At 74.0% G+C, this 22,944-nt stretch carries 21 protein-coding genes; 13 read left to right on the forward strand and 8 right to left on the reverse strand.

Annotation, left to right across the window (positions count from 1 at the left end; translation table 11 throughout):
* Position 1: 1 nt before the first annotated feature.
* Positions 2-889, forward strand: a complete 888-nt coding sequence (locus tag BLW85_RS05225; protein WP_074991041.1) for a Gfo/Idh/MocA family protein — start codon at positions 2-4, stop codon at positions 887-889.
* On the opposite strand, the gene BLW85_RS05230 is transcribed toward BLW85_RS05225, so the two are convergent.
* The 5 genes from BLW85_RS05230 to BLW85_RS05245 form a co-directional block, all read right to left on the reverse strand.
* On the reverse strand, positions 837-1,850 hold the full coding sequence (locus BLW85_RS05230) for a class I SAM-dependent methyltransferase (protein WP_239697835.1): 1,014 nt from the start codon (positions 1,848-1,850) through the stop codon (positions 837-839). The two genes, BLW85_RS05225 and BLW85_RS05230, sit on opposite strands and share 53 nt — an antisense overlap.
* A complete protein-coding gene (locus BLW85_RS05235; protein WP_074991043.1) occupies positions 1,829-2,473 on the reverse strand; it encodes a cysteine hydrolase family protein in 645 nt (214 codons plus the stop codon). Before BLW85_RS05235 ends, BLW85_RS05230 begins: the two co-directional genes overlap by 22 nt.
* Positions 2,470-3,573, reverse strand: a complete 1,104-nt coding sequence (locus BLW85_RS05240) for an isocitrate/isopropylmalate family dehydrogenase (protein WP_074991045.1) — start codon at positions 3,571-3,573, stop codon at positions 2,470-2,472. Before BLW85_RS05240 ends, BLW85_RS05235 begins: the two co-directional genes overlap by 4 nt.
* Positions 3,570-4,106, reverse strand: coding sequence for an EF-hand domain-containing protein (locus BLW85_RS40735; protein WP_070024564.1), 537 nt, complete (start codon positions 4,104-4,106; stop codon positions 3,570-3,572). Before BLW85_RS40735 ends, BLW85_RS05240 begins: the two co-directional genes overlap by 4 nt.
* Before the next feature lie 291 nt (positions 4,107-4,397).
* Positions 4,398-5,306, reverse strand: a complete 909-nt coding sequence (locus tag BLW85_RS05245) for a GNAT family N-acetyltransferase (protein WP_074991048.1) — start codon at positions 5,304-5,306, stop codon at positions 4,398-4,400.
* A 223-nt stretch (positions 5,307-5,529) separates the two neighbouring features.
* On the opposite strand from BLW85_RS05245, the gene BLW85_RS05250 reads away from it, so the two are divergent.
* Together BLW85_RS05250 and BLW85_RS05255 are read left to right on the forward strand one after the other, a co-directional pair.
* Positions 5,530-6,642: a PP2C family protein-serine/threonine phosphatase gene (locus BLW85_RS05250; RefSeq protein ID WP_074991050.1), complete on the forward strand. Its 1,113-nt coding sequence runs from the start codon at positions 5,530-5,532 to the stop codon at positions 6,640-6,642.
* Between the two features lie 256 nt (positions 6,643-6,898).
* Entirely contained in the window at positions 6,899-7,387 is a 489-nt protein-coding gene (locus BLW85_RS05255; protein WP_070024560.1) for a hypothetical protein, read from the forward strand.
* Between the two features lie 766 nt (positions 7,388-8,153).
* On the opposite strand, the gene BLW85_RS05260 is transcribed toward BLW85_RS05255, so the two are convergent.
* A complete protein-coding gene (locus tag BLW85_RS05260) occupies positions 8,154-8,327 on the reverse strand; it encodes a hypothetical protein (RefSeq protein WP_167381353.1) in 174 nt (57 codons plus the stop codon).
* 352 nt (positions 8,328-8,679) lie between these two features.
* Positions 8,680-10,209, reverse strand: a complete 1,530-nt coding sequence (locus BLW85_RS05265) for a helix-turn-helix domain-containing protein (protein WP_074991053.1) — start codon at positions 10,207-10,209, stop codon at positions 8,680-8,682.
* 279 nt (positions 10,210-10,488) lie between these two features.
* Here BLW85_RS05265 and BLW85_RS05270 point away from each other — a divergent pair, with 279 nt between their 5' ends.
* The 3 genes from BLW85_RS05270 to BLW85_RS05280 all read left to right on the forward strand — a co-directional run bounded on the left by BLW85_RS05270 (position 10,489) and on the right by BLW85_RS05280 (position 13,394).
* On the forward strand, positions 10,489-11,109 hold the full coding sequence (locus tag BLW85_RS05270) for an L-threonylcarbamoyladenylate synthase (protein WP_070024555.1): 621 nt from the start codon (positions 10,489-10,491) through the stop codon (positions 11,107-11,109).
* A gap of 139 nt (positions 11,110-11,248) precedes the next feature.
* Positions 11,249-12,004, forward strand: coding sequence for a dienelactone hydrolase family protein (locus tag BLW85_RS05275; protein WP_070024553.1), 756 nt, complete (start codon positions 11,249-11,251; stop codon positions 12,002-12,004).
* Positions 12,005-12,194: 190 nt separating this feature from the next.
* Positions 12,195-13,394, forward strand: coding sequence for a glycoside hydrolase family 64 protein (locus BLW85_RS05280; protein WP_074991056.1), 1,200 nt, complete (start codon positions 12,195-12,197; stop codon positions 13,392-13,394).
* Between the two features lie 70 nt (positions 13,395-13,464).
* On the opposite strand, the gene BLW85_RS05285 is transcribed toward BLW85_RS05280, so the two are convergent.
* Positions 13,465-15,897, reverse strand: a complete 2,433-nt coding sequence (locus BLW85_RS05285) for a M4 family metallopeptidase (protein ID WP_483027206.1) — start codon at positions 15,895-15,897, stop codon at positions 13,465-13,467.
* Positions 15,898-16,199: 302 nt separating this feature from the next.
* On the opposite strand from BLW85_RS05285, the gene BLW85_RS05290 reads away from it, so the two are divergent.
* The 7 genes from BLW85_RS05290 to BLW85_RS05320 all read left to right on the forward strand — a co-directional run bounded on the left by BLW85_RS05290 (position 16,200) and on the right by BLW85_RS05320 (position 22,915).
* Positions 16,200-16,991, forward strand: coding sequence for a serine hydrolase (locus tag BLW85_RS05290; RefSeq protein ID WP_167381378.1), 792 nt, complete (start codon positions 16,200-16,202; stop codon positions 16,989-16,991).
* A gap of 36 nt (positions 16,992-17,027) precedes the next feature.
* Positions 17,028-18,011, forward strand: coding sequence for an alpha/beta fold hydrolase (locus BLW85_RS05295; RefSeq protein WP_070028435.1), 984 nt, complete (start codon positions 17,028-17,030; stop codon positions 18,009-18,011).
* An 80-nt stretch (positions 18,012-18,091) separates the two neighbouring features.
* Positions 18,092-18,769: a DUF5701 family protein gene (locus BLW85_RS05300; protein ID WP_074991061.1), complete on the forward strand. Its 678-nt coding sequence runs from the start codon at positions 18,092-18,094 to the stop codon at positions 18,767-18,769.
* Between the two features lie 80 nt (positions 18,770-18,849).
* Complete coding sequence (locus tag BLW85_RS05305; RefSeq protein ID WP_074991063.1) at positions 18,850-20,094, forward strand: oxygenase MpaB family protein; 1,245 nt, start codon at positions 18,850-18,852, stop codon at positions 20,092-20,094.
* A gap of 152 nt (positions 20,095-20,246) precedes the next feature.
* Complete coding sequence (locus tag BLW85_RS05310; RefSeq protein ID WP_074991065.1) at positions 20,247-21,275, forward strand: LLM class flavin-dependent oxidoreductase; 1,029 nt, start codon at positions 20,247-20,249, stop codon at positions 21,273-21,275.
* Between the two features lie 142 nt (positions 21,276-21,417).
* Positions 21,418-22,248: an aldo/keto reductase gene (locus tag BLW85_RS05315; RefSeq protein ID WP_074991067.1), complete on the forward strand. Its 831-nt coding sequence runs from the start codon at positions 21,418-21,420 to the stop codon at positions 22,246-22,248.
* 61 nt (positions 22,249-22,309) lie between these two features.
* Positions 22,310-22,915 (forward strand): DNA polymerase ligase N-terminal domain-containing protein, encoded by a 606-nt coding sequence (locus BLW85_RS05320; RefSeq protein ID WP_074991069.1) that lies wholly within the window; start codon positions 22,310-22,312, stop codon positions 22,913-22,915.
* Positions 22,916-22,944 lie beyond the last annotated feature (29 nt).

The raw sequence follows: 22,944 nt of genomic DNA on the forward strand, positions 1-22,944 counted from the left end.
TATGCGCATCGGACTGCTGGGAACGGGCCCGTGGGCCCGGGCGGCGTACGCCCCCGCCCTCGCCGGGCACCCCGGCCTGGAGTTCGCCGGGGTGTGGGGCCGCAGACCGGAGGCGGCCGGCGCGCTCGCGCGGCGGTACGACGTCACGGCGTACGACGAGGTGGACGCGCTGCTCGCCGATGTGGACGCGGTCGCCGTCGCCCTGCCGCCGTCCGTGCAGGCCCCGTTGGCGGTGCGCGCGGCGCGGGCCGGACGGCATCTGCTGCTGGACAAGCCGCTCGCGCTCACGGTCGCCGACGCGCGGGCGGTGGCGGAGGCCGCGGAGCGCGCCCGGGTGGCGTCGGTGGTGTTCTTCACCACGCGGTTCCAGAAGGAGCCGGAGGCCTGGATCGAGGAACAGGCCGCGGTCGCGGGCTGGTTCACGGCGCGGGCCCAGTGGCTGGGCGCGGTGTTCACCACCGACAGCCCGTTCGCGGCCTCGCCGTGGCGCCGGGAGAAGGGCGCGCTGTGGGACGTGGGCCCGCACGCGCTGTCGGTGCTGCTGCCGGTCCTCGGCGATGTCACCCGGGTGGTGGCCGCCGGGCAGGGTCAGGGCGACACCGTGCACGTGGTCCTCGACCACGCCGCCGGGGCGTCCAGCACCCTCACCCTGAGCCTGACGGCCCCGCCCGCGGCGGCCGGGGCCGAGGTGGAACTGCGCGGCGAGGCCGGGGTCACCGCCCTGCCGCCCGGCACGGAGGACGCGACCACCGCGCTCACCCGGGCCGCCGACGCCCTCCTGACCGCCGCCGCCACGGGCCGCCCGCACCCCTGCGACGCGGCCTTCGGCCTCCGGGTCACCGAGGTCCTGACGACCGCGGAGGCCCGTCTGACGGGCGCCGGGGGTTGACGAAGGACCCTGGCGAGGACCTGTCCGACGGTTCTCGTCTGCCCGGTGCGCCGGCGCAGCTCTCGCCGGCGCGGGAGGCGGCCGCGAAGACCCAGCGGTTGGCGGCCAGGGCGTCATGGGGTTCCGGCAGCGGGCCGCGGCCGTGGCGGCGGGTGAACTCGTAGGGGGTGCGGACGGTCACCGTCCAGCCCCGGTCCGCGAGTTCGCCCGCCGAGTCGGGGCGCGGCTCGCCGTCGAAGAGGGCGAGCAGGTCTATGCCGAGTCGCCGGCGCGCGTCGGCGTAGACGGGGCTGGACCGCACCTCCGGTGACTCCGCGATCGTCTTGATCTCGTAGGCCAGGGTGCTGCCCGCGGCGCTGAACCGGTCGACCGTGGCGACGAGGCGCCGCTCGGCCGCCGCGGGCAGGTAGAGCAGCAGCCCCTCGGCGAGCCAGGCGGTGGGCGCGCCGGGGTCGAAGCCCGCGTCCCGCAGTGCCCCGGTCCACTCATGCCGCAGGTCGGCCGCGAGCGGGCGGCGGTCGGCCAGCGGGACCGCCCGGACGCGGTCGAGCACCGACTGCTTGAACGCCAGCACCTCGGCGGTGTCCACCTCGTACACCGCGCACCCCGGCGGCCAGTCGAGCCGGTACGCCCGGGAGTCCAGGCCCGCGCCCAGCAGCACCACCTGGCGGACGCCCAGGTGCGCCGAGCGGAGCAGGTGATCGTCCAGAACCCGGGTGCGCAGGGCGAAGTACCGCCCCAGCCGGCCCCACAGCGGGTCGGCCTCCCCGCCGGGCACCTGTCCCGGGCGGACCGGCCAGCCGGCCGAGACCGGGGCCGCGCGCACGAAGTGCTCGGCGAGCGGGTCCCGGGCCAGGGCGTCGGGGCGGTGGGTCTCGATGGCGCGGGCCGCGGCCACCAGCAGGGCGGTGCGCCCCACTCCGTGGGCCACCCCGCCCGTCAGCCCGACGGCCGCAGGCACGGTTCCTCCTCGTTCCGGTCCGCGGGCGCGGTCCAGGCCGCGGGATCCTCCACGGTGGTGGTCCGGGCGCCGTACACCACGCGCATGAACCGCAGGACGGCGTCGTACGGCAGGTGCAGGGCGGTGGTGCAGTCCGTCAGGACGGTGACGTGGAAGCCCTTCTGGAACGCGGTGCGGGCGGTGGTGTCCACGCACACGTCCGCGAACAACCCGGCGAGGACCAGGTGTCTGGTGCCCCGGGCGGTGAGGTGGGCCTCGAAGCCGTCGCCCAGGAAGGCGTCGAAGCGGGCCCGTTTGGTGAAGACGCGCTCGCCCGGCGCCGGGGAGACCGCGTGGAAGTCGGCGCCCCAGGAGCCCTCCAGGCACTTCGGCCGTTTGCCGAGGGCGCGGTCCCGCAGCCGCCAGGCGGGGCCCTGGTGTCCGGGGTCGCCGGTGAAGCGTACGAAGACCACCTCCACGTTCCGGGCGCGGGCCTCGGCCACCGCCCGGACGGTGCCGGCGACGGCCGCCTCCAGCACGGCGGGGTCGCCGGGGAAGCGGGCCAGGGCCGTCGGGCTCGCGCAGAAGTCGTTCTGCACGTCCACGACGACCAGGGCCGTCCCCTCCTCCGTCCCGCCGGTCACGACCCGCCGACCAGGGCGGCGTCCGCCGGTGTGCCACCGGTCCCGGGCGCGTCGAGGGTGGCGAGCAGGGCGTCGGTCACGGCGCTGGTGGAGTGCCGTCCGCCGAGGTCGGGGGTGCACACGCCCTGTCCGCCGAGGATCCGCAGGGCCTTCTCCACGGCCGCCACCGCGCCGGCGCGTCCGGCGTGCCGCTCCGCGACGAGCGCCGCCGCGCGGATCGTGGCCACCGGGTTGACGAGGTCCCGTCCGGCGAGGTCGTCGGCGGAGCCGTGCACCGTCTGGTACTCGGTCAGCCCCGACAGCGCGGGGTCGAGGAAGACGTTCTCGGTGCAGCGGTTCTCCTGCCGCTCGGAGTCGAACCGGTCCAGCAGCACGGTGTGCATGATGTCGGCCCACTCGTTCCCGGCGATCAGCAGGGTGCGGTCGGGCAGGCCGTGGGTGATCAGGTCGCGGTTGACGGTGTCCGGCTGGAACAGCCCGATCTCGACGCCGAGCCGGTCCGCGAGGGCGCTCACCCAGGCGTCGAGCGCGCCGTCCAGCAGATGGAACTTGTAGGCCATCACGACGCGGCCGATCCGCCCGTCCGGCCACTCCTGCCGGGCCCGGCGCAGGGCGTAGGCGACGACGGCCTCGGTGGTGTCCCGGCTGAAGGTCATGGTGCGGGTGACCTCGCCGGGCGTGTGCCGGTTCCCGCCCGTGTAGAAGCCCTGGGCCTGGTCCCGCACCAGCAGCAGGGAGCGTCCGCGGGTGCCGAGCAGGTCCACCTTGACGGCGCGCAGCCGCTCGCGGACGAGGTACAGGGACTGGGCGTTGATCGCGGTGCGGAACACCGCCGTGGTGCCCCGCTCGGCGCGGGTGCGGCAGAACCGCTCGTAGTGGTCGGCGTCCTCGGCGGTCAGCGCGCGTATCCGGGCGATGTCCCGTTCGGCGCGCAGCGAGACGTAGGAGTGGTAGAGGCGTGGGGAGCGCTCGATCGTCACGCCGTGCGGGTGGCCGGCGGTCAGCGCGCCGAGCACCCGCTCGAAGACGTCCGCGAGTTCGGGTCCCGTGCCCCGGCCCACGGCCAGCCCGACGACGGGGGCGTCCTGGGCGCCGGTCACCGGGCGACGTCCGTGACGAGGTGGTCGCCGGGGATGCCGGACTTCTCGGGACGGTAGTAGTCGCGGATGCCGTCGGCCCAGGTGACCACGGGGATGCGGTCGCCGTGGACCGGTTCGAAGGCGTCGAACAGGGCCTCGATGTTGGGGCGCCGGAATCCGATGGCGGTCATCAGGGCGACGAAGTGGGGGCGTTCGACATAGCCGTCGCCGTCCGGGTCGCCCAGGGCGGCGAGCGCCTCGGCGAACTCGTCGACGGTGACGTCGAACCGCTGGGGGTCGAGCACGATGGCGTTGAACTCCTCGGGGCTGACCTGCCCGTCGCCGTCGGCGTCCAGCTCGGTGCGCAGGGTGTCCCAGTAGCCCTGGAACGCCTGGAGCATCCTGCTCTTCGCGCGGTCGTCGGCCTCGGGCACGGCCTCCACCACCCGCCTGCCCATCAGCTCGAAGTCCCCCGGGTCGAGCACGCCGTTGCCGTTGGCGTCGAACAGGGAGAAGACGAGTTCGACACGGTTGTTCGCCTCGCTGGTGGGCATGGTTTTCCCTCCGGTCACGCAGTTCACCAGAACACCGCCGGACCCGGGCCCGGTGGCCGCTCCACTATCGGCTGGCCACCGGGACCCGGACGGGGAAAGACCGCCACCTGACCCCGAAGGGAGGAATTCCCCGCGGGGAGGCATGAAGCCCCAACTCCCTGGAAAGTACGAAGGGTTCGGGCGATAGGCCGTCGACGGCGAACCCGGGGCGGGGTGAGGCAGCCGGAGCGCCGGCGTCGGACCCCCATGCCCCTCCCCCGCTTCGCCGCCGGTCACCGCACGGTCAGCGCGTCACCCGGCGCTGCCCGCGCGGCCGGCCCAGAAGTTCACCCGCTCCCGCACCACCGGGTAGCCGGCCGTCGCGAAGTGGGCCGCCATCGGGAAGTTGCCCTGGTCGGTGGCGGCGGCGATGAACTCGGCGTCGTGCGCGGCGAGGAGGTGGGTGCACTCGGCGAGGAGGTCGTAGGCATAGCCGTGGCCGCGCTGCTCGGGGACGACACCGATGAAGCCGACGCAGGGGCCGGAGGGGTTGCGGCCGGGGATGTGGATGCCGACCGGCTCGCCGTCGCGGGTGCGGGCGATCTGCCACCAGGAGCGGGGCGAGGGCATCCAGTGGAAGAAGTCCATCTCCTCCTGGGCGGCCTGTTCCACCCCGCCCTCGGCGACGGCCCGGCGGGCGTGGGCGTCGAGGGTGACGGAGTGGATGCGGCGCAGGAGGTGGTGGAAGACGGCGTCGTCCGGCTCGGGGGCGAAGACCAGGCGGCCGGGGCGTTCGGGCAGGCCGCACTGCGGGGTCCAGCGGTAGAGGAAGCGCTCCACCAGGGGTGTGTAGCCGGCCGAGCGCGCGGCGGCGGCGCGGGTGTCGGCGGCGGCCCGCAGCCGGGGGTCGTCGCGCCAGCCGGTGGGCAGGTCGAGTTCGAGTTCGTCGCAGTGCCACGGCGCGGTCCGCAGCAGTTCGGCCCCGGCCGCCTCCTCGCCCTCGGCGACGTCGAACCAGTTGATCAGCAGCGGCTCGGTGTCTTCCGGCCGCGCCCACCAGGCGGCTCGGGCGACGGTGCGGCCGTCGCGCTGGGCGATGCGCTGCCACTCGGGGCGGAAGCGGCTCTGCCGGTGCCGCTCGGCGAAGGCGAGCAGGTCGGGCATGGTGTCGAACAGGTGTGCACTGCTCGCGTCGAGCGTGCGGATGACCAGGTCGGTCATGAAGGGTTTCCTCCGGGATGCGGGGCGCGCTCCCGGTCAGGCCTGGCACACCCGGGCGACGGGAAGGGGGGAGCGCATGATGACAACGGCCATGACACTCACTCCTTCCGTCGGTCTCGGGCGTGCGGCCACACGTTAGGCGGGCCGCGGCTTCGCTGTCCACCGGTTTCTCCGTGCCGTCCACCGGCGGGCCCTCCTCGCGGGGGCGGCGTAGCGTGGGCTTGTGCGATCGGTGCGCGGGTGGTCGTCGCGCGGGAGCCAGGAGGATCGCGGCTGGTTGCGGGGCGCGCCACCGCCGTGGTGGATACGGCTGCTGCCGGTGCTGCTGCTGGTCGCGGTGACCGTCGCGGCGACCGTCACGCCGCATGCCGCGGATCTCGGCTTCCTCCTCGGGGCGATACCGCCGCTGGCCGTGCTGTCGTACGGCCCCGCCGGCACCGCCCTGCTGGGCGCCCTGGTGGTCCTGGCGCTGAACGTGCCGGGCACCCATCTGAACCGGCCCGGCAACACCGATCTGCTCACCATCGCGTTCGTCGCCCTGCTCAGCGTGCTGGTGGCGTTCGTGAGCAGCCGCCGCGACGCCCAGCTGAGGGTGGAGCGCGCCATCGGGGAGGCGGTGCAGCGGGCCGTGATGCCGCCGCTGCCGGCGCGGGTCGGGCGCATCGGCTGCACGGGCTTCTACCGGGCCGCCGAGAACGGCACGCTGGTGGGCGGGGACTTCTTCGACGTGCGTGAAGGGCCGTACGGCGTACGGGCGGTGATGGGTGATGTCCGCGGGCACGGGCTCGCGGCGGTCGCGACCGTGGTGTCGCTGCTGGGGGCGTTCCGGGAGGCGGTCCTGGACGAGCAGGACCTGGAGCAGGTGGCGGCCCGGATGGACCGCCGGCTCGACGTGGACGCGGCGGGAGTGTCGGACGGGGAGATGTTCGCGACCGCCGTGCTCCTGGAGTTCCAGGGCGACGCGCGCACCACGCGGGTGGTGGTCTGCGGTCATCCGGCGCCGGTGCTGCTGCGCGAGGGCGACGCCCGGGAGATCACCGTCATGCCGGGCACCCCGCTGGGGCTCGGTCTGGTCGGGATCGATCCGCCGAAGGAGGTCACGGTGCCGCTGGAGCCGGACGACCGGCTGCTGCTGGCCTCCGACGGCGTCTGGGAGGCGCGGTCGCGCTCCGGCACCTTCTATCCGCTGCCGGACCGGCTCGCGGCCCTCGCGGGCACCGGGCACGGCGAGCTGCCCGACGCGGTGTGGGCCGACCTCGCGCGGCTGCGCTACGAGGTGCGCGACGACGCGACCATGCTGGTGCTGGCCCCGGACCCCGGCGGCCCCGCGGCATGAGTCCAACGGGCCGGGATCGATCGCCGCGCCGGTGTGCGCAACCTCGTGCGGGTGACGCGTCCCCCCTCGCCCAACTGACGAACTGGTGCGCGGAGTTCGACGTCCCCACTCAAACGCCAGGGCACGCCACCCCTTCCGCCACGTAGAAATATCTACGAGCATGCATATGCCGGGATGTTGTGCGAAGGCACGGAGTGCCCGGACACGGCCCTTTCCTGCGTCCATGGCAGGCGAGCGAGAACATGCGGAGCAGTGCATGACGAACACGATGTGGATGCGGGGCGTGGAATGGCTGGCGGCAGCCGCGGCCGATCCACGGGCGTGCAAGTGGGAGTGGGACCACGGCGAGGGGATCGCGCTGCTGGAGGCGGGGCGCTTCTGGGACGTGCTCAGCGTCCCCGAGCGGCTCGGGCTGCTCACCCTGGATCTGCTGTGGCAGCCCGCCCTGCCGGTGCCGGGCCCGACCCTGGTGGACCTCACGGCGGGCCGGGTCGGCTTCTTCCTGCCGCCGGACCCCTCCGGGGGCTGGGTGGGGGCGGGGCTGCGCCATGCGACCAGGGGTTCCTGGGTCGCGGTGCCGCCGCCGTACCGGCCCGCCCGCTCGCTGGAATGGCTGGTGCCACCGGACGGCACCGGCACCCTGCACTCCCCCGGCACCCTCGAGGACGCGCTGCGACAGGCCAACGGCACACTGGCGGTCCTCGCCGCCCAGACCGGCGGCGACCCGGCACCGGGCGGCCGGTAGGGGTGGCGGGGCCGGGGTGCGCCGGTGACGTGGGAACGCCGGGTGGCGGGGACGGAAGCGCCAGAGGCGTAGGAACACCGGGTGGCGGGCCGGGGTGGGCCGCAGGCGCAGGAACGCCGAGGGGGCGGGCCGGGCTGGGCCGGAGACGCGGAAACGCCGGGCGGCGGCAGGCCAAGGGGCGCCGGAGACGCGGAATCGCCGGGTGGCGGCAGGCCGGGAACGCCGGAGACACAGGAAAGCCGGGCGGCGTGGCCGGGAACGCCGGAGGCGCAGGAACACCAGGCGGCGGGGCCGGGAACGCCGGAGGCGCAGGAACACCAGGCGGCGAGGCCCGAGTCCGCCGGAGACACAGAAACGCCGGACGGCGTCGGGCCCGGGCGGCGGCAGGCCGGGAGCGCCAGGCGGCGGCAGGCCGAGCGCCGGAGGCTCAGGAACACCGGGCGGTGGTACGCCGGGTGCGCCGGAGGCACAGGAAGGCCGGGCGGCGGCAGGCCGAGCGCCGGAGGCTCAGGAACACCGGGCGGTGGTACGCCGGGTGCGCCGGAGGCACAGGAAGGCCGGGCGGCGGCAGGCCGGGAACGCCGGAGGCACAGGAACACCGGGCGGCGTCGGGCCCGGGCGGCGGCAGACCGAGAGCGCCGAAAGCTCAGGTACACCGGGCGGCGGCAGGCCGAGCGCCGAAAGCGCAGGAACACCGGGCGGCAGCAGGCCGGGAGCGCCGGAGGCTCTGGGAACGCCTGACGACGGGCCAGGGTGCGCCGTAGGCTCAGGGGCGCCCGGACGGCTCCGCACCCGACCCGGTGCGCAGGGCGAGATCGGCGAGATCGGCGAGGCCGGCCAGGGAGGTCCACGGCATCTCGGGGTCGGTGGGCACGGCCCTGCCCTGCGCCCGCCACTCGGCGACGAGCCGGGCGTAGATCGGCTCCCGGCTCCGCGGCACCCGGGCTCCTTCGACGCGGTCCATCCGATCCCCCCGTGGCATCCGGTCCATCGGGCCCACCCGGTCCGTTCGATCCGTCCGGCCGATCCGGTCCCAGTGGCTCCTGCCGGGGCAACGTCCGTCACCCGCCGCCGGTACGCCCGGCGCGGCGGGCTCACCGGGTCGGGTGAGGGCATCGCTCGAACGGGGTCTTCCGCCCGTCCGACAAACAGCCCGTCGGACGGGGGCGGGGAGCACGCGGAGCGGGGCCCCGACCGGCCCCCCGTTCCGGTCGTGCCCCGCGGAAACTGAACCTACGTGCGATACGCGGTCCGGACCAGCGCACCGGTGCCCGGCGCACGGCGTCCGGCACTCACCTGTGCACAGCCGCGTCCGCTTGGTCCGCATTCGCCGGTCCCAAGGCGGGTACGGGCAGCTCACCGGTGACGAGATGGGCGAGGACGACCTCGTAGAGATCGGTGCCGCCGGTCAGCAGCCGGCGTTCGAGGACGGGCTCGGCGGCCCGCACGTGTTCCCGCACGGTCTGGGCGTGCACGCCCCGCGCGTCGGCGGCCGGCCCGGCGTTGGCGTCGGCGGCCAGCCAGGCCCGCAGCGTGCCGCGCAGGTCCCGGCCGTCGTGGTCGAGACGGCCGAGCAGGCCCTCGGCCCACGAGCGCAGCGCGGCGGAGCCGAGCAGGTCGGCGAACCGGGCCGGCGGGGGCGGGGCCGTGCCGTCGGGGTCGTACGGTCCCTGCGCCGCCTCGGTGTTCAGCGCGACGTGCGCCACCGCGCGGACGGTGAGGGCGGAGAAGTCGGCGCCGATCAGCGCGGCCACCCGGTCCATCCGGGCGCGTACCGTGTTGCGGCTGACGCCGAGCACCTTGGCCGCGCTCACCGCGGTGAACTCCAGGCCGAGACGGGTGGTGGCGAGGAGTTCGGCGCGGACGTGGTGGGCCAGGGTGTCGAGCGGGCGCAGCACGGCGGCCGACCAGGCGAGCAGCGCGGCGGGGTCCATCAGACGGGCGGGGCGGGTGCGTTCGGCGTACACGGCGGCCCGCTCCGGGCGGAACCGGGCCACGGCGAGGGCGGTGACCGCCTGCCCGTAGGCGGTGGCGGTCAGGGCGAGGCGCTGGCGGGGGCTGCCGCCGAGGTAGGTGCCGGGCCGGCCGGCGACCAGGGAGCGCAGCCGCTCCTCCACCTCGGTGGCCGGGCCGAGCACGATGACGTGTCCGTCCATCGCGGGGCAGCGCACGACGAGCGCCCCGCCGCCGGTGGCCACGCCGCACTCGTCGGCGATCCGGTCGCGTTCGGCGGCGGAGCCCTCGATGACGTAGACGCGCGCGGTGTCGTTCTCCAGCAGCCCCGGCCACAGGCCCGCGGCGACGCGGCGGGCGGAGACGGTGTCCTCCACCATCAGCAGTTGCAGGATGGCGAGGCGGAGATCGGCGGTGGCCCGCCGCAGCCGGTAGTCGGCATGCACCAACTCGCGCTCACGCAAGAGCAGTTCGAGGACGCCCGCGGTGTGGCCGAGGATCTCCGTGGTGTGCCGGTCGAAGGGTTCCCGGCGGGCCACGGCCAGCACGGCGGAGGCGGCCGGGTCCGGTCCGGGGTGCCGTATCCCGACCAATCGGGCATGGCGGGTGCCGTCGTCCAGCGCCGCGGCGGAGACCCGGCCGGCGGCCACTTCGGCGACGACGGAGGGGTCGAGGGACAGCCGCTCCCCCGCTTCGGCGAGCAGGGTGCCGCGCGCGTCCCGGAGGCACACCGACGCCCCGGTGCCGCGGGCGAGCCAGGCCACCAGCCGGTGCAGATCGCGTCCGGCGGGGCGCAGTTGATCGAGCAGTTCCCGCGCCCAGCCGTCGGTCCGGTACGGCTGCGGCCCCTCCTCCGCTCGGCGAGCCACGTGCCCCTCTCCTTGTCGTCCCGGTCCTCGGTATTCGCAGCGGGACGTTACCCGAGGGTTCGCACCCCCGTCCCCCGCGGACATGGCTCCGCCGGCGGTCCGGAGGGCGGACCGCCGGCGAAGGCGCCGCGCCCGGACGGGGGACTCCGGGCGACTCCACCCTCGGGTGCCCGGGAATCGGGGGCGTACACCAGGACGTCCCGCTCCGCTTCGCCGACGCCGGGCGGACCACACCCCCGGCTGCCGGCCGCGCCGCCCTCCACCGCATAAGCTCGACGAATGGCGAAGTACTTCGACGTGCACCCCGAGAACCCGCAGGCCCGCAGCATCGCGCAGATCGCCGACGCGGTGCGCTCGGGGGCGCTCATCGCGTATCCGACGGACTCCTGCTACGCGCTGGGCTGCCGGCTGGGCAGTCGCGACGGGGTGGACCGGATCCGGGCGATCCGGCAGCTGGACGACCGGCACCACTTCACCCTGATGTGCCGGGACTTCGCGCAGCTCGGTCAGTTCGTGCGGGTGGACAACGACGTGTTCCGGGCCGTGAAGGCGGCCACGCCCGGCAGCTACACCTTCATCCTGCCGGCCACCCGCGAGGTGCCGCGCAAGCTGATGCACCCGAAGAAGAAGACCGTCGGCGTGCGCATCCCGGACCACGTGGTCACCCAGGCGCTGCTGGCCGAGCTGGGCGAGCCGCTGCTGTCCAGCACGCTGCTGCTGCCGGACGAGGAGGAGCCGCTGACGCAGGGCTGGGAGATCAAGGACCGTCTCGACCACGTGGTGGACGCGGTCGTCGACTCCGGGGACTGCGGGACCGAGCCGACGACGGTGGTCGACTTCTCCGGCGGGGAGGCGGAGATCGTCCGGCGGGGCGCCGGGGACACCTCGCGGTTCGAGTGACCGCGGTGGCGATACGGCGGACCGGCCGCGAGCGCGTGGATCTTGCGTGGCAGCATGAGACGTGCCCGTCGCGCCCCACGCCACCGCGGGGCGCGGGGCACCCGCCGTCCGCCACCGACTCCCCAGGAGGCCCGTCAGCATGACCGACGTACAGGGAACATCCGTCGACATCACCACCGAGGACGGCACCGCCGACGCCTACCTCGCCCGTCCCGCGGACGGCGAGCCGCACCCGGGCGTGCTGCTCTACCAGGACGCCTACGGTCTGCGCCCGCAGCTGAGGTCGATGGCCGACCGGCTCGCGGCCGCCGGCTACACGGTGCTGGTGCCGAACGTCTTCTACCGGCACGGCCGCACCCCGATCGGCGAGCTGCCGGAGTTCATCGACCCGTCGGCCGACCCGACCATCTGGCAGCGGATCGGTCCGGTGATGGGCTCCCTCACCCCCGAGCAGTCCCGGCGCGACGCGGACGCGTACCTGGGCTTCCTGGCGGACAGTCCGTTCGTCGCCGAGGGGCCGGTCGCGCTGACCGGCTACTGCATGGGCGCCCGGCTCGCCCTGCGCACGGCCGCCACCCATCCGGACCGGGTGGCCGCGGCGGCCGGCTTCCACGGCGGCAGGCTCGCCACCGACGCTCCGGACAGCCCGCACCGCGGCGCCAAGAACGTCACCGCGGAGCTGTACTTCGGCTTCGCCGACCAGGACGCCTCCATGCCCGAGGAGCAGATCCGCGAGCTGGAGGCGGCTCTGGACGCGGCCGGTGTGCGGTACACGTGCGAGGTGTACCGGGGCGCACAGCACGGCTACACCCAGGCGGACACCCCGGCCTACGACCAGCAGGCCGACGAGCGGCACTGGGCGGCGCTGCTGGCCCTGCTCGACCGCGCCTTCTGAGCGTTCCGCGCCGCCCGGCACCGGCCCGCGGCGCCCGCCCCGTGGCGGGCGCCGGGCCGCGCCCAACACCCTTTTCCCGCCCGCTCATTGACATGCACGCAACTTCAGCACCACGCTGAGAGCGCTCTCACGCAGGTACGGACCAAGAACCGGAGGTCCGTACGACCCCGACCCCACACGGAGGTGGAGAGTGCCGTACATATCGACTCGCCCCGCGGCAGCGCTGGTTGCCACGGCGGCACTCCTCGGCGGAGCGCTCGCGTTCGGTGCCCCGGACCGGGCCGCGGCCGCCGTACCGGACACCATCGCGCTCACCGTCACCAACAACTCGGGCCGCACCGAACCCGTGTACCTCTACGACCTCGGCACCCAGCTGTCCTCGGGACGACAGGGCTGGGCCGACGCGGGCGGTACCTTCCACGCCTGGCCCGCGGGCGGCAACCCGCCCGTTCCCGCGCCGGACGCGGCGATCGCCGGCCCGGCCGCCGGCCAGTCGCTGACGATCCGCATCCCGAAGTTCTCGGGGCGGATCTACTTCTCCTACGGCCGGAAGCTGGATTTCCGGCTCGCCACCGGCGGGTTGGTGCAGCCCGCCGTGCAGAACCCCTCCGACCCCAACCGCGACACCCTCTTCAACTGGTCCGAGTACACGCTCAACGACTCCGGGCTGTGGCTCAACAGCACCCAGGTGGACATGTTCTCGGCGCCGTACTCCGTCGGTGTGCGGCGCTCCGACGGCACCGTGAGCACCACCGGCCGGCTGAAACCGGGCGGCTGGTCGGGCTTCTTCAGCACCCTGCGCGCCCAGTCGGGCGGCTGGTCCGGGCTCGTCCAGACGCGGGCGGACGGCACGGTGCTGCGGGCGCTCGCGCCGCTGTACGGCGTGGAGACCGGGGCGCTGCCCGCGAACGTGATGGACGACTACGTCAACCGGGTCTGGCAGAAGTACACGACGTCGACGCTGACCGTCACGCCGTTCGCCGACCAGCCCGGCAAGAAGTTCTACGGCCGGGTCTCGGGCGGCGTCATGAACTTCACCGACTCCTCGGGCGCGGTCGTCACCACCTTCCAGAAGCCGGACGCGGACAGCGTGTTCGGCTGCCACAAGCTGCTGGACGCGCCCAACGACGACGTCCGCGGGCCCATCTCCCGTACGCTGTGCGCCGGTTTCAACCGCTCCACCCTGCTGACCGATCCGAACCAGCCCGACACCACGCCCGGTGACTTCTACCAGGACGCGGTGACCAACCAGTACGCGCGGGCGGTCCACGGGCAGATGGCCGACGGCAAGGCCTACGCGTTCGCCTTCGACGACGTCGGCAACCAGGAGTCCCTGGTGAACGACGGCGCTCCGCAGCAGGCGTACCTCACGCTGGATCCGATGAGCTGAGCACGCCGAAAGGGTCCCGCTGCCCGGCCGGCTGCCGGGGAGCGGGACCCTCGTGTTCAGGTGGCGCGGATCAGCCGGTGGTCAGGGACGTGTCGTCCACGACGAAGCTGGTCTGGAGCGAGACGTCCTCGACGCCGTTGAACTTCAGGGTGACCGTCTGGCCCGCCAGCGAGGACAGGTCGAAGGTCTTCAGGGCGTAGCCGGAGGCCGCGTTGGCGTTCGAGTACGTCGCCAGGGTCTTCGAACCGGCGGTCACCGTCAGCTTGTCGTAGGCGGTGCTGCCGCTCTCGGCGGTGTCGATGTGCAGGTAGAAGGAGAGGGTCGCCTTGCAGCCCGCGGGGATGGTCACCGACTGGGACACGGTGTCGGTGTGCGAGGTGCCGTACCCGTCCATCCATGCCTTGTAGGAGCCGCCGTGCGCGGCCTCACCGCTGTCGGTGGTGATCACGCCGCTGCTCGCGGTCCAGCCGGTGTTGCCGGACTCGAAGCCCGGGTTGGCCAGCAGCTGGGTCGAGGTGCAGCCGCCACCGCCGCTGGTGCTGACGGTCCAGGTGAAGGTCGCGGTGCCGGTGGCGCCGGTGGAGTCCTTCACGGTGACGGTGGTGCTGTAGGTCCCGGCCGTGGTCGGCGTACCGGAGATGACACCGGTGGAGCTGTTGACGGACAGGCCGGTGGGCAGGCCGGAGGCGCTGTAGGTGAGCGCGCCGCTGTTGGTGCTGGACGCCTGGACCTGGAGGCTGACCGCGGTGCCCACGGTGGAGGACTGGCTGCCCGGGTTGGTGACCGTCACGCCGTTGCTCGGCGGGGTGATGTGGCTGCCGACGTTGATGCCCGCGAAGGCGTTGCCGACGGCCGCGTACTGCGCCGAGTTGGCGCCGTACAGCGCCGAGGCCGCGTTGAGGGCGGCGGTGCGGGCACCGGCGTAGTTGGTGCTGGACGTCATGTACGACGTCAGCGCCTTGTACCAGATCTGCAGGGCCGCGTCGCGGCCGATGCCGGTGACGGCCACGCCGTCGGAGGTCGGGCTGTTGTAGGTGACACCGTTGATGGTCTTGGTGCCGCTGCCCTCGGCCAGCAGGTAGAACATGTGGTTGGCCGGACCCGAGGAGTAGTGCACGTCGAGGTTGCCGACGCCCGAGTACCAGCTGTCCGCCGAGCCGCCGTCCTTGCTCGGCTTGTCCATGTAGCGCAGCGGCGTGCCGTCGCCGTTGATGTCGATCTTCTCGCCGATGAGGTAGTCACCGGGGTCGGAGCTGTTGTTGGCGTAGAACTCCACGCCGGTGCCGAAGATGTCCGAGGTGGCCTCGTTCAGACCGCCGGACTCGCCGCTGTAGTTGAGGCCCGCGGTGTTGGAGGTGACACCGTGGCTCATCTCGTGACCCGCCACGTCCAGCGCGGTCAGCGGGTCGTTGTTGCCGCTGCCGTCGCCGTACGTCATGCAGAAGCAGCTGTCGTCCCAGAACGCGTTCACGTACGCGTTGCCGTAGTGGACGCGGGAGTAGGCGCCGACCCCGTCGTTCTTGATGCCGCTGCGCCCGAAAGTGTTCTTGTAGAAGTCCCAGGTCTCCTGCGCGCCGTAGGCGGCGTCCGCGCCGGCCGTGGCGGCGTTGGAGTTGGTGCCGTCACCCCAGGTGTCGTTGCTCTGCGAGAAGAGAGTGCCGGTGCCGGAGGAACCGTGGTTCAGGTTGTACGTCTTGTGGCCGCCGCGCGCACCGTCGGTCAGGGTGTACGACGAACCCGACTGGGTCGTGGTCAGCGAGACCTGGCCGCTGTAGCGGGTGTTGCCGACGCCGGTCTCGATGCCCTGGTACCGGTACAGCTCCTTGCCGGTGGTGGCGTCGGTGATGACGTGCAGCTTGCTGGGCGTGCCGTCGTCCTGGAAGCCGCCGATCACGGTCTCCCAGGCGAGCTTGGGGGTGCCGTCGCCGGCCCAGATGACCTTGCGGGCGCTGTCGGCGGCGGGCTTGGCGGCGTCGAGGGCCTTGGCGGTCTTCAGCGCCTTGCTCTCGGCGGCCGACTTGGCGACGGTCGCGGTGGTGGAGGACACCGCGATCCTGTGCTTGTTGTTGTACGTGGCGCTCACGGTGCCGGCGGCCAGCGAGGCGGGCGGGGTGTGCACGACGATGTCGCCGCCGAGGACGGGCAGACCGTCGTAGGTCCGCTCGTAGCGCGTGTGCAGGGTGCCGTCGGCGTCCTTGACGACGTCCCGGACGACCAGCTTCTCCTTGGCGCCGAGGCCGAGGGTGCGGGCGGTGTCGGCCGTCTTGTCCTGGGCGCTCTGGATCAGGGCCTTGTGCTGCGCCGGGCTGAGCTTGGCCTCCAGGGCACCGGTGCGCAGGGGGCTGAGGTGGTGCGCGGCGGGCGTCGCGGTCGCCGGGACGGCCTGCATGCCGATCGCGAGAAAGGCCGCGGTGGAGAGCAGGGCGGCTCCGACCGTGGCCCGCTTGCGGGAGGGACGCCCTTGGGGCAGACGTCCGTGAGAAAGGGGTCTGTGGGGTCTCACTCTTACTCCTCCTGCAAAGGCCGCCGGGTCGCGGCCGGTGAGGGACCGGGCAGCCGGGTCTGCTGTCCGGAGGGTTGCGCTGTGCGGGGACCGTGGTGCGTGATCCGACCGTGGGGGATCAGCGTGCGCAGGGAGAATGACAGTGTTGACCCGTCCATGTCACCAGGTCGGAAGCCAATCGAGGGTTTTCCCTATGATGTCGCTGTGCGCTTCCCGGGCGGCCAATTCACGTTCACGAAACACTCGTTGGCGCGGGCCGACCGGTCCCGTCCCCCCGGCGCCGCCCTGGCATGATCGACCGCATGGTGGACGACAAGGTGCGGGCGATCTTCGAACGCGCGGGGTGCACGGGCTCCCCGCCGGCCCGTTCCCTGGGCGGGGAAACGGAGTTCGGGCCGCGCGCCGAGGAGTGCGTGGCGCCCGCCTCGGTCGTCAAGGCGTCGGTCGCGCTGGTGGCCGAGACGTGGTTGGCCGAGGGCCGGCTCGACCCCAGGGAGCGGGTGACGCTGGCCGCCGCCGAGCGGAGCTATGGGCCGGCCGGGGTGCCGTCGGTCGAGGACGACGCGGTGCTGTCCTGGCGGGACTCGGTGGTGCCGATGCCGACCATCGGCGACGACCCGAGCGCCGGGCAGGACCTCGGGCACGCGGGCCGGGCCGAGCCGGTCTCCCGGTCGGACCGCGCGTCGGCACGGGAGTCGGCCCGCGCCGACGAACGACTGGCGACGACACGGGCGTTGACACCCGGCGCGGGGACCCGCACGACACCGCGCGACATGGTCACGCCGCTCCGCCCCGACGCCTGCGCCCCGGGGCACGGCCGCATGGCCCGGCAGCTCACCCGGCACCGGATCGCGAGCGCGTTCCGGACACCCGTGCGGGCGGCCAAGAGCGGCGGCCTGGCCGGGATCGTACGCAACGAGGTCGGCATCGTCTCCTTCCCGGGCGGCCGCCGGTACGCCGCCGCGGTGTTGACCACGTCCCGGCCGGGCTCGGACGACGCCGCCGGCGACGCCGCCACCGAAGTCGCGACCGCGCGCACCGCCTCGCGGGCGCACCGGACCGCCTTCGCCTCACGGGCGCACCGGACCACCTGACGAACACCCGTTTCCGACCTGCCCACAGGAGGGCGCATGTCTCACCACCCGACCGAGTTCACCCACCGGCTGGTCCCCTCGCCGGCCGGCCGGATCCATCTCGTGGAGCAGGGCAGCGGACCGCTGGTGCTGCTGGTGCACGGCTTCCCGGAGTCCTGGTACTCCTGGCGCCACCAGCTGCCGGCGCTCGCCGCGGCCGGATACCGGGCGGTCGCCATCGACGTACGCGGCTACGGCCGTTCCTCCAGGCCCGCCGCGACGGACGCGTACCGGCTGCTCGACCTGGTCGAGGACAACGTCGCGGTCGTGCACGCGCTGGGCGAGGAGTCGGCGGTGATCGTCGGCCACGACTGGGGCTCGGCCATCGCCACGGGCTCCGCCCTGGTCCGGCCGGACGTCTTCCCCGCGGTGGCGATGCTCAGCGTTCCGTACTCCCCGCGCAGCGGGCGCCGCCCCACCGAGGTCTTCGCCTCGATGAGCGGCGGCGACGAGGAGTTCTACATCTCCTACTTCCAGGAGCCGGGCCGCGCCGAGGCCGAGATGGAGCCCGATGTGCGCGGCTGGCTCGCCGGCTTCTACGCGGCCCTGTCCGCCGACACCATGCCCGGACCCGACGCCCCCGTGCCGTACTTCGCGAGCCGGGGCGGCACGCTGCGCGACCGCTTCCCGGCCGGCCGGCTGCCCGCCTGGCTCGGTGAGGACGATCTCGACGTCTACGCCGGGGAGTTCGAGCGGACCGGGATGACCGGCGCGCTCAACCGCTATCGCAACATGGACCGCGACTGGGCGGACCTCGCCGACTACGACGGCGCGCCGCTCACCCAGCCGTCCCTCTTCCTCGGCGGCGCCCTGGACGCCACCACGTCATGGCTGGGCGGCGCCATCAAGGCGTTCCCGGTCACGCTGCCCGGCCTGGTGTCCTCCCACGTCCTGGACGGCTGCGGCCACTGGATCCAGCAGGAACGCCCCGACGAGACCAACCGGTTGCTCGTGGAATGGCTCGGCGCGCTGCCCCGCTGACAGCTCCCGCCCGCGGGAACCCCCCGGTGGGCCGGCTCGTTGTGCGGGGGTCCACCCGCGCTGCCGTGCCGAGGAGCATCGTGTCCGAGACCGTGCCCACCACCCCTTCCCTCCCGCCGCTCCCAGCCCCGAGCGCGCAGGCCGAGCGACTGATCGAGTGCGGGGTGCCGGAGGTGGCCGGGCTGGCGCCCGCCGCCTTCCGCGCCTTCGCCGCCCGCGCCGACACCCTCGCGGGCGGCGGGGGCGCCCTGCTCGCGGTGCACCCGGACCTGGCCCCCGCCTCCGCACTCGCCCCTCTGCTCCGCCGCGACGGCAAACCGGGTTTCGTCGTCACCGACATGACCGACGTCGACCTCTTCGGCCCGCTCGACCCCGGCACCCTGCCCGAGGCCCCGCTCTACCTTGTGACCGGCCTCGACCGCGGCGACCACCTGGCCGACTGGAGCCCGGCGGAGGCCCTGCCCGCGCTGACCGCCCGGCACCGCACCCCCCTGCTGCTCACCGAGGGCATCCACTGGGTGCTCCAGCAGCCCCGGGCCCTGGAGCGCAACCACTGCTTCATGACCATCGGCTCCCGGCTGCGCAAGGCGGACGGCACCCTGGACTCCCGCACCCCGGCGCTCTGGATCAGCAACGGCACCGGGCGCGACGGCCGGGAGCGCCGCGACGCCCCCAAGGTGGGCTGGTGCTGGTGGGGCAACCGGCACACCTGGCTGGGCTTCGCCTCGGCGACGGGCCGCGAGGCCCCGGCGGCTTAGGGCCCTGGACCAAGCCGGGACCGGTCCCCCGAGGCCGGGGCCGATTGAACGCGCCTCGTCACCCGTGTCAGCATCGAGAGGTGACGACACCCCGTGCGCAGGAGGCGACCGCGGCGTCCGCGTATCCGCGCCGCTTCCGCCGGGCCGAGGAGCGGGGCCGGCGCATCGGCCGGATCCTGCGCCGGGTGGCCGGGGTCCGGCACGTGGACGAGGAACTGCTCGACCGGATCGGACGCCGCATGTACGCCCGCGACGAGCCGGGGGCGGCGCTGGTGCGCGCCATGCGCCGGGACGGCCGCCCCGGCGCCGAACGCGTCACCATGGCCCAGTTCGAACGGGCGCTGCGCGAGGGGGTCCAGGCCGTCCCCGACGCCCCGCCGGAGCTGGTGCGGTTCTTCTCGCTGGTCGACGCCGTGCCCGCGTGGGTGGACTTCGATCTGGTCGAGCGGGGCGCCGGGGTGATCCGGCGGCTCGGCCGCACCGCGAGCGACGTGCTGCTGCAACTGTCCCTGATCGGCGGCTACCGGTTCGGCGGACCCGCCGAACTGCTCGTCGCCACGGGCGGTCTGTCGGGGGCGACGGCCATGCGGCGGCTCGGCGAGACGGAGACGTGGAGCAACGCCGTCGCCCGGCCGGGCGGGCTGCGGCGCGACGGGGAGGGGTTCCGGCTCACGGTCCACGTGCGGGTGATGCACGCGCTCGTCAACGACCGGTTCGAGCACAACGGCCGCTGGGACGTCCACGAATGGGGGCTGCCCGTCAACCAGTCCGACCTGGCCGGCACGCTGGGCCTGTTCAACAGCACCCTGCTGCTCGGCGCCCGCGCGCTCGGCTGGTGGGTGAGCGCCGCGGACGCGCGGGCCGTGATGCACCTGTGGAAGTACGTCGGCCTGCTGCTCGGGGTGGACGAGGACTGGCTGTTCGACACCGAACGCGAGCAGAACGTCTTCAACTACCACGTGCTGCGGGCGCAGGACGGCCAGACCCCGGCGGGCGCCGACCTCACCGAGGCGATCCTGAAGGGGCAGCGGCGGCTGACCGAGGCCCGGTCGAACCGGCTGCGAGCAGCTTACGCGCGGGCCCGGCTGCTCGGCATGCTGAGGTGCTTCCTGGGCAGGCAGAGCCTCGAAGAGCTCCGGATACCGGTGACGCTGCCCTGGGCGGTGCCGCCCGTGCTGGTCAGGAACCTCGCCGCCTCGCTGCTGCTCGGGCGCACCGAGCACGGCCGCCAGCTCCTGGAGCGCGCCGGCGAGCGGTTCCGCGACCGGCGCGGCGCCCTGCTCTTCGCCGGGGCCCGGCCCCGGGTCGGCCCGCTGCCGCTCTGAACCGGCTTGTGCGGGAGGGTGTCGGCTCGGGAAGCCGTCGTGGCTGCCGAAGTGATCAGGCACCGGCGCCGGAAAACCGATCACACGCTTGTCACATTCGGCTGTCAGACTCGGAAGGGAACCGAACCGATGTACGACTGCCGGAGGAGCCCGTGCCATCCGTCCCCCGTCCCCTGCGCAGACTGGGCTTCCTCACCATCGGCCTGTTCGACCCGGCGGACCCGGCGCGGGGCCACGAGTCCACGCTGGAGATCATCGAACTGGGCGAGCGGCTCGGCTTCGACAGCGCCTGGGTACGCCAGCGCCACCTCCAGTACGGCATCTCGTCCCCGGTCGCCGTCCTCGCCGCCGCCACCCAGCGCACCCGCCGCATCGAACTCGGTACGGCGGTGATCCCGCTGGGCTGGGAGAACCCGCTGCGGCTCGCCGAGGACCTGGCGACCGTCGACGTGCTGTCCGGCGGGCGGCTGAACCCCGGCGTCAGCGTGGGCACCCCGGCGCACTACGACCGGGTGCGGGACGCCCTGTACCCGGACAGCGGCGGCGCCGAGGACTTCGGATACGCGCGGGTGCGGCGGCTGCTCGACCTGGTCCGGGGCAGGCCGGCCGGCGACGTCGCCGGGGTGGAGGGCTTCGAGGTGTTCAGCGACGTGGTGCAGCCGCACTCCCCCGGGCTCGCCCGGCGGCTGTGGTACGGCGGCGGCAGCCTCCGCTCCGCGCGCTGGGCGGGCGAGCACGGGATGAACTTCCTGACCAGCAGCGTCGTCAAGGCGGAGGCTCCCGAGGGGCCGTACGACTTCGCGGAGATCCAGCGGTCCCTCGTCCGGGAGTTCCGGGCGCACCACCCCGACGGCGCGGCGGCCCGGGTCTCGCAGGGCCTGGTGGTGATCCCCACCGACTCGGCGACGCCCGCGCAGCGCGCCAAGTACGCCGAGTACGCGGCCCGGCGGCTGCCCCGCACCGGTGCGCCGCAGGGCCCGGCCCGGCTGCTGTTCGCGCCGGACCTGGTCGGCCCCGCCGCGGAACTGGCCGAACGGCTGCACGCGGACGCGGTGTTCCGCGAGGTGGACGAGGTCGCCTTCGCGCTGCCGTTCACCTTCGAGCACGAGGACTACGTGCAGATCCTCACCGACATGGCGACGCGGCTGGGTCCCGCGCTCGGCTGGCAGCCGGCCGGCTGACCGCCCGGGCGACCCGCCCCGGGGCCTCCTCGTGGTCCCTGCCGAACCGGCCGGTACGCCCCTGCGTCCGCCCGTCCGGTTGATCACCACTGGCCCTTTCCGTGAGGCTGGGGGTACGACACTGTCGAGGGAAGGTCCCAACGTGAACGGCATACCGGCGCACACGCTCAACGACGGCACGGTGATCCCCGCCATCGGCCTCGGTACCTGGCCGCTGGACGACACGGCGGCCGAGCGGGCCGTACGCGACGCCCTCGGCCTCGGCTACCGGCTGGTGGACACCGCGGCGAACTACCGCAACGAGACCGGTGTCGGCCGGGCCCTCGCCGGCAGCGGGGTGCCCCGCGCGGACGTGGTGGTGACGACCAAGCTCCCGGGCCGCCACCACGGCTACGAGGAGACCCTCGCCTCCTTCGAGGAGTCCCGGCGGCGCCTCGGCCTGGAGTACGTGGACCTGTACCTGATCCACTGGCCCAACCCCCGGGTCGGCAAGTACGTCGACTCCTGGAAGGCGATGATCAGGCTGCGGGAGGAGGGCCTGGTGCGTTCGATCGGCGTCTCCAACTTCACCCCGGAGCACATCGTGCGCCTGGAGAAGGAGACCGGGGTGCTGCCCTCGGTGAACCAGATCGAGCTGCATCCGCTGTTCCCGCAGGAGGAGCTGCGCGCCTTCCACGCGGACCAGGGCATCCTCACCGAGAGCTGGAGCCCGCTGGGCCGGGGCGGCCATCTGCTGGCCGACCCGGAGGTCACCCGGATCGCCGCGGCGCACGGTGTGAGCCCCGGGCAGGTGCTGCTGCGCTGGCACCTCCAGCTGGGCGCGCTGCCCATCCCGAAGTCGGCCGATCCCGAGCGGCAGCGCGCCAACCTGGACGTCTTCGGCTTCGAGCTGGACTCGGACCAGATGGCGGCGGTCGCCCGGCACGCCGCGCGCCGGCTCGGCGGGGACCCGGAGACCCACGAGGAGTTCTGAGGCTTCCGCCGGCGAGGGGGTACCCGGGGCCCGTGAGGCGGGCGCACGGAAGGAGCCGCACGTGGCAGCGGAGGACCGGCTGCGGACGTACCGCGGCAAGCGTGACTTCGAGCGGACCCGGGAGCCCTCGGGAGGGCCGGCGCCCGGGGACGGCGGCCGGCCGCGGTTCGTGGTGCAGATCCACGACGCGCGCCGGATGCACTTCGACTTCCGGCTCCAGGTGGACGACGTCCTGAAGTCCTGGTCGGTGCCGAGGGGACCGTCCACCGACCCCGGGGACAAGCGGCTCGCCGTGCCCACCGAGGACCATCCGCCGGCGTACGAGGACTTCGAGGGCGTGATCCCGAAGGGCGAGTACGGCGGGGGCACGGTGATCGTGTGGGACCGCGGGACGTACGAGCCGCTGAGCCACGACCGGCGGGGGCGGCCGGTGGACTTCGCCGAGTCGCTGGAGCGCGGGCACGCCACCTTCCGGCTGCACGGCACCAAACTGCGCGGCGAGTACGCCCTGACCCGCTTCCGGGGCAGGGACGGGGAGGACGCCTGGCTGCTGGTGCGCAAGGGGCCGGCGGGCACCGGGCACGGCACCCCCGACCCCCGGCGCGCCCGCTCGGTGCGCACCGGACGCACCCTCGCGCAGGTCGCGGCGGACGGCGGCGAGGTGTGACGGACGGTGTCAACGCGCGGCTTCCTGAA

The organism is Streptomyces misionensis (assembly GCF_900104815.1).
GTDB classification, from domain to species: domain Bacteria; phylum Actinomycetota; class Actinomycetes; order Streptomycetales; family Streptomycetaceae; genus Streptomyces; species Streptomyces misionensis.

Bases quoted from the DNA above. Each gene is read 5' to 3' on its own strand.
- BLW85_RS05295 (WP_070028435.1), top strand. From the start codon at position 17,028: ATGTCTCACCACCCGACCGAGTTCACCCACCGGCTGGTCCCCTCGCCG.
- BLW85_RS40735 (WP_070024564.1), bottom strand. From the start codon at position 4,106: ATGCCCACCAGCGAGGCGAACAACCGTGTCGAACTCGTCTTCTCCCTG.
- BLW85_RS05225 (WP_074991041.1), top strand. From the start codon at position 2: ATGCGCATCGGACTGCTGGGAACGGGCCCGTGGGCCCGGGCGGCGTAC.
- BLW85_RS05275 (WP_070024553.1), top strand. From the start codon at position 11,249: ATGACCGACGTACAGGGAACATCCGTCGACATCACCACCGAGGACGGC.
- BLW85_RS05270 (WP_070024555.1), top strand. From the start codon at position 10,489: ATGGCGAAGTACTTCGACGTGCACCCCGAGAACCCGCAGGCCCGCAGC.
- BLW85_RS05245 (WP_074991048.1), bottom strand. From the start codon at position 5,306: ATGACCGACCTGGTCATCCGCACGCTCGACGCGAGCAGTGCACACCTG.
- BLW85_RS05255 (WP_070024560.1), top strand. From the start codon at position 6,899: ATGACGAACACGATGTGGATGCGGGGCGTGGAATGGCTGGCGGCAGCC.
- BLW85_RS05290 (WP_167381378.1), top strand. From the start codon at position 16,200: ATGGTGGACGACAAGGTGCGGGCGATCTTCGAACGCGCGGGGTGCACG.